The 12,833-nt window shown below is 62.8% G+C and carries 12 protein-coding genes and 3 pseudogenes; 4 read left to right on the top strand and 11 right to left on the bottom strand.

What is annotated here, in order from left to right; translation table 11 throughout:
* Positions 1–425 precede the first annotated feature (425 nt).
* The 6 genes and pseudogenes from ACJQWM_RS11775 to ACJQWM_RS11750 form a co-directional block, all read right to left on the bottom strand.
* Positions 426–791 carry a nuclear transport factor 2 family protein gene (locus ACJQWM_RS11775; RefSeq protein WP_332703431.1) on the bottom strand — a complete coding sequence of 122 codons (366 nt, stop codon included), beginning with the start codon at positions 789–791 and terminating at the stop codon, positions 426–428.
* Between the two features lie 9 nt (positions 792–800).
* A complete protein-coding gene (locus ACJQWM_RS11770) occupies positions 801–1,703 on the bottom strand; it encodes a CPBP family intramembrane glutamic endopeptidase (protein ID WP_332703433.1) in 903 nt (300 codons plus the stop codon).
* A 111-nt stretch (positions 1,704–1,814) separates the two neighbouring features.
* Entirely contained in the window at positions 1,815–2,090 is a 276-nt protein-coding gene (locus ACJQWM_RS11765; RefSeq protein WP_411306850.1) for a DUF1427 family protein, read from the bottom strand.
* Positions 2,091–2,159: 69 nt separating this feature from the next.
* Positions 2,160–2,356: pseudogene (locus tag ACJQWM_RS11760) on the bottom strand (hydrolase); the annotation flags it as partial.
* Positions 2,357–2,586: 230 nt separating this feature from the next.
* Positions 2,587–2,946 (bottom strand): hypothetical protein, encoded by a 360-nt coding sequence (locus tag ACJQWM_RS11755; protein ID WP_332703435.1) that lies wholly within the window; start codon positions 2,944–2,946, stop codon positions 2,587–2,589.
* 61 nt (positions 2,947–3,007) lie between these two features.
* On the bottom strand, positions 3,008–3,274 hold the full coding sequence (locus ACJQWM_RS11750) for a helix-turn-helix transcriptional regulator (RefSeq protein WP_411306852.1): 267 nt from the start codon (positions 3,272–3,274) through the stop codon (positions 3,008–3,010).
* A gap of 375 nt (positions 3,275–3,649) precedes the next feature.
* Between ACJQWM_RS11750 and ACJQWM_RS11745 the strand changes: the two genes are divergently transcribed.
* Positions 3,650–4,279, top strand: a complete 630-nt coding sequence (locus ACJQWM_RS11745) for a response regulator (protein WP_332703436.1) — start codon at positions 3,650–3,652, stop codon at positions 4,277–4,279.
* Positions 4,280–4,317: 38 nt separating this feature from the next.
* Here ACJQWM_RS11745 and ACJQWM_RS11740 read toward each other — a convergent pair whose 3' ends face one another.
* From ACJQWM_RS11740 to ACJQWM_RS11725, 4 genes are all read right to left on the bottom strand, one after another.
* On the bottom strand, positions 4,318–7,368 hold the full coding sequence (locus ACJQWM_RS11740) for a sensor histidine kinase (RefSeq protein WP_332703438.1): 3,051 nt from the start codon (positions 7,366–7,368) through the stop codon (positions 4,318–4,320).
* Positions 7,369–7,430: 62 nt separating this feature from the next.
* Positions 7,431–8,627 carry an esterase/lipase family protein gene (locus tag ACJQWM_RS11735; protein WP_332703440.1) on the bottom strand — a complete coding sequence of 399 codons (1,197 nt, stop codon included), beginning with the start codon at positions 8,625–8,627 and terminating at the stop codon, positions 7,431–7,433.
* A gap of 509 nt (positions 8,628–9,136) precedes the next feature.
* Positions 9,137–9,844, bottom strand: coding sequence for a pirin family protein (locus tag ACJQWM_RS11730; RefSeq protein ID WP_332703442.1), 708 nt, complete (start codon positions 9,842–9,844; stop codon positions 9,137–9,139).
* Positions 9,841–10,245, bottom strand: coding sequence for a DoxX family protein (locus ACJQWM_RS11725; protein WP_332703444.1), 405 nt, complete (start codon positions 10,243–10,245; stop codon positions 9,841–9,843). The genes ACJQWM_RS11730 and ACJQWM_RS11725 overlap by 4 nt, the downstream gene beginning before the upstream one ends.
* 346 nt (positions 10,246–10,591) lie before the next feature.
* On the opposite strand from ACJQWM_RS11725, the pseudogene ACJQWM_RS11720 reads away from it, so the two are divergent.
* Positions 10,592–10,689: pseudogene (locus ACJQWM_RS11720) on the top strand (IS3 family transposase); the annotation flags it as partial.
* Positions 10,690–10,802: 113 nt separating this feature from the next.
* Positions 10,803–11,158: pseudogene (locus ACJQWM_RS11715) on the top strand (Rid family hydrolase).
* Between the two features lie 233 nt (positions 11,159–11,391).
* Here ACJQWM_RS11715 and ACJQWM_RS11710 read toward each other — a convergent pair.
* A complete protein-coding gene (locus ACJQWM_RS11710; protein WP_332703445.1) occupies positions 11,392–12,318 on the bottom strand; it encodes a LysR family transcriptional regulator in 927 nt (308 codons plus the stop codon).
* A 21-nt stretch (positions 12,319–12,339) separates the two neighbouring features.
* Here ACJQWM_RS11710 and ACJQWM_RS11705 point away from each other — a divergent pair, with 21 nt between their 5' ends.
* Positions 12,340–12,807 (top strand): nuclear transport factor 2 family protein, encoded by a 468-nt coding sequence (locus ACJQWM_RS11705; protein ID WP_332703447.1) that lies wholly within the window; start codon positions 12,340–12,342, stop codon positions 12,805–12,807.
* The last annotated feature ends 26 nt before the right edge of the window (positions 12,808–12,833 follow it).

Raw genomic sequence — 12,833 nt, 5'->3', positions numbered from 1 at the left:
GGCCAGACGCTTGAATGAGCGACCACGCAAGACCTTGGGTTACGAGACACCGATCGAGCGATATCAACAAGCTGTTGCACTGACCGGTTGAAACCGCCGTGCAAAAGCGGAACAATGCCGGCAGCGACCTCAGCATGAGCCGGCCCAGCATCCCCTGCCCGAAAACGCGATGGCCGAGAACTTCTTCGCCACGCTTAAGCTTGAGCTCACTGGAAGGCGCGAGCTACGCAACACGAGACCTCTGCAGGCAAGCGGTCTACGAGTAGATGGAGATCTTTTACAACCGCAAGCGGATGCACTCCTCGCTCAACTACCGCCCATCCGCGCAGGCAGAAAAGGACTACCTGGCGAACGCATCTGTACCCTAACAACCCGTCTGTGGAAAACCGGCGCGCTCCACTGTGCCCCCCGTTTACGGGGCGTCCTCAGGAGGGCGCATTCGCAGTCACATCGATGACAAAGGCCTGAAGCTCGGCCATCCTTCCATCGACGAAGCGCCAGACGTCGCAATAGGCGCTTTCCACATGCCTTCCCTCGGGATCTTCGGTAGTGATGCTGCCGATGGCGACGACCGTATCGTCCTCGGCGATGAGCCGATGAAGGGAAAAGCGTGGCGGGGTCTGATACTCGCGCACCATCCACTGGCGCACGGCCTCCTTGCCCCGCAATGTCGGTTCTCCCATCGCCGTCCACTGCAGGTCTTCCGTGCAGTGCTTTAGGAAGCCTTCGATGTCGCCTGCTCTGATGGCGGCATTGGCCTGTTCCAATATCGTCTTGTGCAGTGATGACATGTGGGGTCCTCATCTCTTGTTGGGTTGCATGCCGGTAGTTGTGGACAGCGGTCGCTCCCGCCAGAGTGCGAAGCCTGCCATCACACCGACCGCGAGGATCAAGACGGTTCGCAGCACGTCCACCTGGAGCTGGGAGACGGCCAGTTGCAGGTTGTCGATCAGCCCCTGTTGTACCGAGTTCACCGCGCCATGCGCGAGCGCTGCCGGCCAGAAGCTGCCCGCGCGGATGGTGAGCCAACCTAGGAACAGCGACGCGCCAATCATCTGTAGGGGAAACAGCACGAAGGCGCCGATATACGGGTGGTCCGGGAAGTTATAGCCCATCAGTAGGCCGGGCAGGTGCCACGCCCACCAGATGCCCGCGAGGACCAGAATGCCGGGTAGGACGCTGAACCAGTCGGTGAGTCGGCCTTGCAGGAACCCGCGCCATGCGAACTCCTCACCGGTCGCGGCGACCAGGTTCAGGACTGAGTACGCGGCACTGGTCGCCAGGATATTCAGGACAAACAGGGGCCAGCCCTGCACGCCATGCCCCAGCAACCAAGGCCCGCCCGAGACAGTGATGCCGCGTGCCTGGAAATCGAACCAGCCTGAGCTTGCCAAGCCCGCCGCGACCAGGATGCCTACGACGCCGAATCCGATCGCCACCTGCACCACGATGCCAAGGGGCAGGTAACCAAGCCTGCCAAGCCGCCACAGCACCCGTGCGCGCACGGCCGGGTGACGCACCATGAAGACGAGAGCGAGAACCGTCGGCGACCACATGACGCACACGAACACAATCACGGTGACCCTGCTGTCCAAGCCGAACAGCAGGATGGCGGGAATCTGCAGGCCCCAACTCACGCCCAGTGCCAGCACGACGTACAGAACGATCGCTCGATGGTTCATGAATGCGGTGCTGGTGGTCATGGGGGATATCCATATGCGAGGGCGCAGTCGTTGGTCAGAATGAGGTCAGGGGAGGGGGCCCGGCCATCACGTGACTCCGTGGTTTAGCAATGATTCGCGCGGTGCAGGTGACTAACCGTCCAGATGGACGTTGCGATTGCCGGCAGGTTTTTCGCAACCGGGCAGTTCGCCCAGGACGTGATTGGCGGACTGCTCACGCAGAAGGTTCGCCGTCAACGTATGGCCCGCTGACAGGCGCTTGGCCAAGGGCACCACCTGCTCGCCGAGCAGGATTCCCAGCAGCCCCACCAGTGCCACTATCGGGGGCGCTGGAGAGCGCACATTCAGCAGGCCGTAGATGACACCGACGAGAAGTCCCGCGCCGAGCGCGATCAAGTACATCTTCACAACATCCTCCTTGCCGGGGAAATTGCGTGGCCGCCCGATCCCGCAAGCGTGAAGTGATGGGTGGCGGGATCAGCGCCCGCCTTCGGAGGCGCCGAACATGGACTTGGCGTACAGGATGCCAAGACCATAGGAAGCGATACCGGTCGTGAGGTCGTAGGTCTCCCCCTTGCCCAGTCCCGTGGCGGCTCAAGTATGTACTGCACGCCCGTGACCGGTTGCGCCCCAGCCTGGACCATGCGCTGGACCGCGCGCTCCTGCGCCTCGTCAAGTGCAGCGACCGCGGCTATGGCCGCGCCGCTGGCGAGCAGCTGCCTGCGGGAGGCGTTCACTGCGTCGGATGCTCTTGTGGCCATGCTTGTCTCCTGTTCCATGGGTTTTCGTGTGCGTGCGTCTCAGGGAGCGTGCTGGTCTTCGTCTCCTATTGAACCGATGCTTGTCGCCAAGGAATTGCACATTGGTACGAGCTTGCATTTCGCAGTTGTCCCCACTTGCGGCTTTATCTGCGTCGCTCTACTTCCACGATCCGCCGCCCATACAGTCGAGCGTCGACGGAGTAGGCGCCCGGGCCAAGCAGTAACAACGCAATCGACTGCAGGCTCAAAGCTGCTGAGGCGAGGCCGGACAGGCGAACGTCCATCCAGAACAGCGCCAGCATCAGCGCGATGCTGGCCAGGCAGAGAACAGGTGTCGCGATGCCTGCCAGAAATCCCGTTGCCACCACCAGCAGCAGTGCTGAAACCGCCCAATGGGGCTCGCCTGCCCCCGGGAAGTAGATGGATGCCGCTACGGATACCCGTAGGAGTAAGAGGCCGGCGCCTGGGCCGCCTCGGGGGAACATGGAGAAGAGTCGTTGCATGTTTGGTGAGGATGCGGCTCGGGAAGGCGTTCGACCCATCCACGCAGGGGGTGCGTCCCGATCACTCTTTCAGGGGATGGCCGTGCATCTGCAGCCGAAACGCGCGCGGCGTCACACCGACGTATCTTGAGAATGTCCGGCAGAAATGACTCTGATCGCTGAACCCGAGGTCTTGCGCCAGGGCACAAATCCGGGAGCTGTCGCCCGCGAGCGCATTCTTTGCACTCTCTATTCGTTTCCCCATGACGTATTCCATCGGACTCTTGCCTGTGCGCTGGCGGAACCTGCGAGCGAAATGGTACGGGCTGGCGCAGGCGGCTCGAGCCATTTCCTCGAGACAAACGGAGCTTCCGGGATTCATGTCGAGGTAACGCTCGACGGCTTGCCAGGAGCGATCACAGAGCGGGCGCACGCTTCGGCTGCAGGGTTGCCGCGAGCTCGTAGTTCCAAGTGGCCGTGGCTGTGATGACGTTCGCTCTGGAGAGGGTCGGTGCGCCGGACTGGTCGGGTGGGCAGGCATGCTGGTCACTTCCGATGGGGTGCGACCATGCTCGCGCCCGGACGTGACTTGCTTCACACCCATTGGTTCTGTCGAGGACTCCCACATTAGGGGGAGGCGCGAAGCGCTTAACGCAAATCTGGCATCATCGAATCGTGCTTTTTACAGGGCCGGTGCGGCCAGATAGGCGGGGAGATCTAGGCGATGAGCGAAGGGCCGGCCAAGATCAGCATCCTTGCAGTGGATGACCACCCCCTGTTGCGGGACGGAATCGCTGCATTGATCGACGCTCAACCCGACATGGTTATATTGGGGGAGGCGACCGATGGCGAGCAGGCCGTGGAGATGTTTCGTCGCCTGCATCCCGACATCACGCTCATGGACCTGCAGATGCCGGGCATGAATGGGGTGGAAGCGATTGCCGAGATCCGCAAGGGATCCCCGGCCGCGCGCGTCATCGTTCTGACGACCTATCCGGGCGATGCACAGGCAGTAAGGGCCATGAAGGCCGGCGCGTCGGGTTTCTTGCTGAAAAGTTCGCTGCGGAAGGAGCTGCTCAATGCCATCAGGATCGTCCATTCGGGCAAGAAGTTCGTACCCGCCGAGGTGGCTGCTCAGATCGCCGAGAATTTGGTTCAGGAGGCCTTGAGCCAGCGGGAAATCGAAGTGTTGCGTTGCGTCGCCCAGGGCATGGCGAACAAGGTCGTTGCGAGCAAGCTCGGCATAGCCGAGGAGACGGTGAAGGCGCACATGAAGAACATCATGGGGAAGTTGTCGGCGAATGACCGCACTCACGCCGTGACCATAGGGCTCAAGCGCGGGATCATCGACTGAAGAGGAAGCCTAAGCACTGGCCCGCTGCAAGCCTTGGGCTAACGCCAAGGTCTGAAAAGGGCACGCCAGCCGGCTTGGGGACTGATGCGGGCGGAATGCGGGCGCAACGGGAGATAGACCTCGACTTCGGTCCCCGAACCCTCCCGGCTCCATACATCGAATTTTGCGCCGATCCTCTCGGCTCGCTCGTGCATGCCCGCAAGACCCCAATGGCCATGCCGTCCTTGGCGCTGGATCACGGTCGCGGGCATGCCTTTCCCATCATCCCGGATGCGCAGCCGCACACCGTCACGATTACCGTCGATCTCCAGTTCGACTTGATTCGCCTTTGCGTGACGGAATGCGTTGAGTAGCGCTTCGCGCGCAATGCGGAACAGCTCCTCCTGGACATCACCGGGCACTTGCCCGACCTGTCCTTGGCTTACTGCACGAAAACGGATTTGATGCTCGTCAGCCAGTTCCTGCCCTTCAGCCGCCAGCGCCTCCAGCAGCTCACCAGGTTGCGGCTCCTGGACCCGAAGGTCGCGAACGCGATCGCGGCCCTCAACCATTACCTGGTCTGCCTGGTCCAGCGCCGATTCAATGGCTTGTCGGGCCGGCTGATCCTGGGGGAGACTATCGGACGCCGCCTGGAAGCGGAGAATCAGACCCTGGACGCTTTGCAGCAGCGTGTCGTGCAGTTCTCGCGCAATGCGCTCCCGCTCGTGGTGACGCTCCTCCAGACGCCCCCTCAGCGTCATTGCCAGTCGCCGCACTCTCAGCTTGTGGGCCAGCCATAGCATTAGCCCGGCAACGGCTGCGCAGAGCAGCATGAATGCCTTCGTCTGATGCAGCGCAGGCGCCATCATGAAGGTTGCTGTGGCGGGTTGGCCCCAAGGTCCGTCGCCGTACGCGGCGGCCAGTTCAAAAACGTATTTTCCGGGTGATAAACCGAGATAGCTCGCCTCGCGCGCTGTGCCTGACTTATGCCATTCCTGCTCATGACCGGCCAGCCGATAGCGGAACCTGAGGGTCTCGGGATACTTGAGGCCAGTGGCTGTATAGGCAATGCCGATACTTCGGGTCATTGGCGGAAAGGTCGCACTGGTCATGGACTGGAGCGGACGATCGTCGCCCCGTATCGAAACTATATGGGCGCTGGGTGCTGCCTCACTGTCGGCCAACTGCCGCGGATCGACGCGACGCACGCCATCGCTTGTGGCTATCCAGACATACCCGTCGTCGCCCGCCACCGTGGTCGGCAGTGGGCGAAGCTGCATGGTGTCGTCTGCAAGGTGCTCGAGCGGTCCCAACCGTTTCGGGCGTACGCGATAGGTCGGGTCTTTGAGGAATTGCTTGATCTGTTGGGCATCGATTCGCAGCACGCCGTCATTTCCATGCAGCCACAACTCGCCCGTCACCGTCTCCACCAGTCCGTGCAGGCCGCTGATGCGGAAACCATCTGCCAGTCTCATCGGGACGAAGTTCCGGCCATCGAAATGACTGAGGCCGAGTGTCCCGCCGATCCATCGGTGCGCCCCGGTAAACAGCATTGCCGTGACGTGCCCGACGTCCAGCCCTTCCTCAGGCCCCCAGGCTCTAACGCGCCCGGCCCTCACGTTGACGAGAAGGTTGTCGCGGTAGCCGAACCAGGGTGATCCGTCGCGATCGACCAGGGCGCGGACGGGCAAGCGTTGCGATGGTAAGCGCCCATGCGGGGGAATCAATTGCCACGCTCCACCGCGCCAGCGGTAAAGTCCGTGGCCATTTATCGAGGCCCAGAGATTGCCGTCACCGTCCTCGACCAGCGCGCGGATGTTGGCGGTCGCTGCAATATCGTCTGGAAGGTCCAGCTGTCGCGCCACCCGCTCGCCCTGGCTCTTCCAGATGCCATGCGGGCCCGCCAGCCACACGCCACCGTCCCGGCTGCGCTGGGCGACTGTCACCGGCGGAGGAACGGAGGATTCAGCCAAGCTACCGCCTGCAAGCCGGACTGCGTGCCGGTTGATCGAGCCCGCCCAGATCGCGCCTTCCGCATCGGTGGCCAGAGCAAAGTTGTGCGCGCCACTCGGGAATCCGACCTTGACGAGATCCAACTGGCGAAAGCGGTCGAGCCCGACGTTGGTGCCGAACCACAGGTTCCCCTCGCGATCGGTGAGTACGGCGCCTACGAACTCACCGCTCAAACCATCCGGACCTGCGAAACCCGCGGAGCGAAGGGTGCCGGGAATAGTGGGCGCTGGGGCATAGCGAACCCCGTCTCCCAGCGTGCCTGCCCAGAGCCCACCATCGTGGTCGAAGGTGATGGCAGACGACAGGTACTGGAGCTCGTGACCCGCATCCAGGACGACTCCGTCAAGTGCGACCGGGCCGATGCGGGCTGGCTCAGATTGCGCCACCCATATCCGACCGTCTGCCGCTTGCGCGATCGCAGTGACGCCTCGGACCGCATCCGCCAAGACGGTGAACTGCGAACGTCCCCGTGGACGGTGCCACAAGCGCGCGCCTCCGACCCAGGTGCCGCCTTCGCGGTCAATGAAGATGCTTCGAACGCGCGGATTGCCGCCGCTGCCTTCCAGCGCCAGGGTGCGCCAGCCTTCCTCGCCACCGGAAATCAAAAAGTCCCCGACCGCTGCATGCACTGTCCCGTTTGCGTCCACTTTGATGTCGTACGGAATGCCGGGAGGTACCCCTTGCGCGGTGCCAAATGTAGTGACAGCTCCATCCCTCAATCGCGCCAGTCCGTGCCGCAAGCCCACCCAAAGCGATCCGTCCGAGTGTGCCGCAAGTGCCGAAACCCTTGGAAGATGTCGACCGTCAGACGGCCGGTAGTGCTCCAGCGCCACGCCATCAAAGCGATACAGTGATTGGCCAGTGGCGAGCCAGAGGTAGCCGTCGGAGGTCTGGGCAAGCGCAGTAACCTGTCCGGGAAACCCATCCCGTGATGTCCAGCGGGTGTGGTCGAAGTCAGCGAGGTCACGATCATCATTGGCCAGGACAGTCGGCGACCAGCTCAGCAGGAGCAGCGTCAGGCCCAGCGCCCGGAGTGTCCCGGCAGCTGCCCGCCAATAGCTTGGCCAGTGCGACCTTGGAGACTTCTGGTGCGACATTTCACCACCCGTGTCCAGCGATGATGGGCGAGACAAGCATAGCGCCCGGCTGGCACGCAGCGTCACCTTGGTCCCGTAGGATCGGAGCCAGGACGCTCGTGCAGCGACTCGCGCAGGATCCGGAGCACGTCGGCCACCGCATCGTCGTTCATTGGCAGTCCGTGGCCGCCTTGGACATAGGTGGTAGAGGTGGCTCCTTCCAGTTCGGCGCTGGATACCGGAACCGCGCCATCGCCTGGCGGGTGGGATCCAGGCTTTACTGCGACGATGCTGTGGTACCGCACGCCTTTGATCGGCAAGAGCGACTCGCTGGCCGCCCTGACCGGCTGGAAGGTCTGGAGCGTGGAAATGCTGTTCAGCCTGGCCTGCAGATACGACTGTCTCACACCGTCCACCACCGAGTGTGGCTGCCGCGAGGCTACCTTTTGCAGTGAGCGCATCTCCTGCGCTCGTCGACCTACAAGTACCTGCGATAACCGGCCCCACCAGCTTGCCGCCGCAGGCGCTCCTCGGTGCGGCGCCGCCAGAAAAATCGCCCGCGTGATGCCCGGATAACTCTCGAACTGGAAGATGCCGCGCACCAGCGACAGGTCATGCGCGGACGCCTTGATGGCTTCCGGCACTACCTTGAATGCCGCATTCCACAAGACGTCGCCGCTGTCGGAAACCAGCAATCGTGACAGTACGCCTCCCATGCTGTGCCCCACCAACACCATGTGATCCCGCGCAACGTCATCGTCTTCCGGGTCGAGAATTTCCCACGCTCGATCCAGCATGTTCTGAACCCTTAGCCGCGTGATCAGCAGGGGCGCATTGGTCTGGTACACCACGTGCCAGACCTGGTAGTGCGAAGCCAGTTCCGGGTCACCCCAGATGGCATTGCTAAGACGCGCCCACACCAGGGGGCTGCTTCCCAAGCCGTGGATCATCACCACAGGTCGCTTATCGGAGACATAATCCTCGAGCAGGTACACACCCGACCGACGCCCGACCTCACGGCCGCCGAGCAGGCCCAGCCATGCAAGGCGCGGCAGCTTGGAAGTCGCTATACCGTTGGCGTACGCCGCCGATGTGTCCCGTGACAGCGTCAGCGCAGTACCGCCAAACACGATAGAGGCGGTCTGCCTGGGGTTCGTCAATACCACCCGGGCCCTTCCATCACCGGGTTCGATCCAGGCGGTAGCCTCGCGAAACATGCCTTCTGGCGGGAATAGCTGGCAGTAGTCGGCATCCACGCAGCGTGGCCAGATCAATGCCATCGAAACGCCAAACCCCTCTCTTCCGTGTCGTCGGCCGCCGAGCGCCTTCATTGAGATGGAGCTGGAAAGGGCGACACTGAATGGACCTAGCGGTGGCGAGTTCCACCCACGCAGTTCAGTACTTGCCGGTCGGCCTGCAATACTGCCCAAACCGGGGGTCCAGATCCTCCCAGGGCGACGGGCTTCAATTCGCAACAACGCTTCCGTGCAACGCGTGGCGAGCGCCGCAGCCGGTGCCACCCTTTCCGGCGCTTCCTCGTGCCATCCAGGATAAGCATCTTCACTGCAAGCCAACCAGTGCGGCGCGGCAAGTCGATCGCTTCGCGCCCTCGTGGCCAAATGCTCTGCGTCCACTGCAGCCTGCCATCGCCTCTCGGATTCGTTTTCCGTGCACTCACCAAGCGGCTGGCAGAGCGCACTTGCTCGTGACCCGGTTGCCGAAGGCACCGAGACGCATCCCGCCACCAGCAGCATGGCCACGATCGCCGCGATGACGCCGGCTGCAGGGTTCACGTCAGTGGTGGAAGGTCGAAAACCAGCACTTCTGCGTCGCTGCCGCTTTCGATGCTGACGAGGGACTCGTCCTTGTAGCGCAGTGCGTCACCACCACCCAGCGACATGCCGTTGACGACCACCCGTCCCTTGACCACGTGAACGTAGCCGAGGCGCCCCGGGGCCAAGGGGAGTTGTGCCTCCTCATCGCCGTTGAACAGCCCGGCGTACATCCGCGCATCCTGGTTGATGGCGACAGAGCCCTCGTTGCCGTCAGGGCTGACCACTAGCCGCAACCGGCCACGCTTTTCATTGGCGTCGAAGTGCTTCTGTGCATAGCCAGGCGTAACGCCCATGATCGCGGGAACGATCCATATCTGCAGGAAATGAGTCGTGCCGGTGGTGCTGTGGTTGAATTCCGAATGAGTAATGCCGGTGCCGGCGCTCAAGCGCTGGACCTCTCCCGGGACGATGCTCTCGGCATTCCCCATCGAGTCCTTGTGGCCCAGCGATCCCTCCAGGACGTAGCTAATGATCTCCATGTCGCGGTGGCTGTGCGTACCGAAGCCCTGACCGGCCGCGACGCGGTCCTCGTTGATGACCCTCAGTGGACCCCAGTGAACATGCTGCGGGTCGTTGTATCCAGCAAATGAAAAGCTGTGCCAGGAGTCGAGCCAACCATGGTTGGCATGGCCGCGTTCGTTGGCGGGGCGCAATCCGATCACAGGGCACCGCCCTTGGCTCGGCGCGAGGCCAGCCAGCCGTCGATGCTGATCGTGCCCGAGCCTTGGGAGACCAGGACCAGGAAGCCGCCGGCGATGGCGATGTTCTTCATGAAGTTGATGAACTCGCTTTGGTCGCCCAGTTGGAAGTGGAATAGCAATGCGCTGGCGATGGAGAACACAGCCAGTCCCATGGCAGCCCACCGGGTGAAGCCGCCCAACAAGATGGCAACGCCGCCCACGATTTCGATGGCGATGACGGCCGGCAGCAGGGTGCCCGGTACCCCCATGGCTTCCATGTAGCCCTGGGTGGCGACATACCCGGCGCCCAGCTTGGCGATGCCGGACAGGATGAAGATCAAGGACAGTCCGGCTCGGCCGGCAAGGGTAGAGAGGTCTTTCATTGGGGACGCTCCTTTGAGAATAGTTGAGTGCAGAGGCTGATGGCGTCGCGATAGATTGGGTGGCCTCAAGGATGGATTCAATCGCATAAATAATGATCTATTGTTCCATTAATGGTGGCAAATCGCTTGCTCCAACCAACAATGCGCTTGCCGCAAACGGTGCGCATCCAGCAGGGGAGGCAGAGAACACTCCCCGAAAAGGGGGCTTTCGGGGGTGGTGCTCCGGCGAGCCGGGGCTTGGGCGCCCGCGGGGCACAAGATCGCTCGCGTTTGCGGCCATGAAACGACATGTGGCTGCCCAGCGGCTACCGCGCTTTGGCTCTCTTCAGGCCCGGTTGGTCTAGCGGCCGGCGAACGCCGGCGCTTTGGCTATCTCGTCGGCTGCATATCCTGGTCGAGCGCGAAGGCTTCGATGGCAACCACAAGCGTGTGCATCGGCTGTATTGAGAAACCCGCCTCTTGCACAGTCATCCCTAGTTCGGGGTATTTATCCGGCCCCTGCCGCAGCCTAGAGTGACGACTACCACCAAATCTATTGGCTTTGCTAGGAGATACCCATGGCCACTCGTGACGTCGTCTTTCCCCCCGGCCGCCGTGCCCTGTACGAGCGCAATCGCTATTCGCCGGCCGTGCGCTCCAATGGCTTCCTGTTCGTGTCCGGACAGGTGGGCAGTCGCGAAGACGGCTCACCTGAGCTGGACTTCGAGGAACAGGTCCGCCTGGCCTTCCACAACCTCAATGCCATCCTGGCCGAAGCCGGAACTTCGAGCGGGCGTGGAAGATCGTGCCGGAGTTCTGGGGAGATGCCCCGCATCCAACGCTCACCGGAGTCGGCGTGACGTGGCTGTACGGCTTCCACTTCGAAATCAAGGTAGTCGCAAAGTTGCCGGAAGCCACGCCTCAGGCCCTTTGAGGTGCCGCGCACACGGATTCGAGTGTCACTACGCGGCTGGGCCCGTCAACCGCCTCGATTGCTGTAGCGAGTGGTCCACCTCGGTATGAACCGGGAGTCCAGGGAGGACGACTGTCGCGACGCTCTGCCGCCGTTTCGCGACCCGCGCCGACTCCCCATCGGCTCGGCCAGGCCTAGGAGGGGCCAAATGAAAAACGCTCGACTCTTCTGTCAAAGCAGCGACGCGCTGCGCATCACCCGTTCGCCGAAAATCGCCGCGCCAGATCCTGCTCGCGGAACGCGTCAGTGACATGGTCGATAAACACGCGGGTCTTGGCCGGCAGCAGCTTCTTGCTGCCGAAGTAGAGCGAGATCGCGCCCAGGTCCGTATGCCAGTCGGGCAGCACACGCTGCAGTTTCCCGCTTTGCAAATATGGCAGTACGAACGGCACGGCGATCAGCCCAACGCCTAGGCCCATCAACGCGACGCGGCATTGCGCTTCGGCGTCGTTGGCCACGATGCGCACCTTCTGTTCCAGCACCGCTTCAACGCCATCACGATGGCGCATCTTCCACACCCGCACGCGACCACTGTGCGCCGAACGCATGGCGATGCCATCCAGCGTCGCGAGATCATTGGGGTGCTGCGGCAATGGCCGATTTTGCAGATAGTGCGGTGAGGCGACGGCGATGATCTGCAGCGGCGCCAGTTGCCGGGCCACCACGCCGGCCGCCAACTCCATGCCTCCGCCGATCGCAGCGTCGAAGCCCTCGGCAATCAGGTCGACCGGCCGATTCTCGAAACTCCAGTCCGGCACCACGTCAGGATAGCGCTGCATGAATGACGGCAGCATCGGCAAGATGTAGTCCAAGCCGAAGCCGAGCGCCATGCTGACCCTCAGCACGCCAGCCGGCTTGCCGGATTGGGTGGCCACGGCGGCTATCGCGGACTGGATTGATTCCACGCCGCCCACCACTGAAGCCAGGAAGCGCTCGCCGTCTTCGGTGAGGGTCAGGCTTCGGGTGCTGCGCTGGAACAGGCGCACGCCCAAGTTGCTTTCGAGGGTTGCCACGTTGCGGCTGACCGCGGCCGGGGTCAGCCCCAGCCGCCGGGCAGCCGCGGAGAAGCCGCGGCATTCGGCGCTGCGGATGAAGGACTCCAAGTTGGCAAGCGTCTCCATTGGTCGATCTTAAATGAATCGTTGAAGCTGATTCCGACCATCACCGCCTTATCGAGCGCCAATCTCGGCGCCAAGCTGTCTCCTCGCCCACGGAGCCACCGCATGTCGATCTCATCCGACGCCGCCATCGACTACGACGGCCTAATGCAGGCAAACCTCACCCGCGTGTTCGGCGAGCGCGACGCGGGGCGGCGTCTCGGGGCAATTCGTGAGCTTTACGCCGAAGACGCAGTGCTAAACGAGCCCCACGCCAGCGCCAGGGGGCATATCGCGATCCGCGATGCCGTCATCGCGTTGCACGCCAGCCTGCCCTCCAACTTCGATTTCACCGCGATCCGTCCAGCCACCGGCCATCACGGCATAGGCCGTCTGCAGTGGCGTGCCGGTCCACCGGGTGGCCCCGCCGTAGCCGCCGGAACGGATATCGCCAATTTCAAGGGCGGCCGCATCCACTCCCTCACCGTCTTCCTCGATCACCTTGCGGCCTGACACGCCGCTCATCCAAGGAGTTTTCC

It is taken from the genome of Novilysobacter longmucuonensis (genome assembly GCF_046600735.1).
GTDB classification, from domain to species: domain Bacteria; phylum Pseudomonadota; class Gammaproteobacteria; order Xanthomonadales; family Xanthomonadaceae; genus Novilysobacter_A; species Novilysobacter_A longmucuonensis.
The sequence above is the reverse complement of the archived record's forward strand: the minus strand, read 5'-3'. Positions and strand labels throughout refer to the sequence as shown.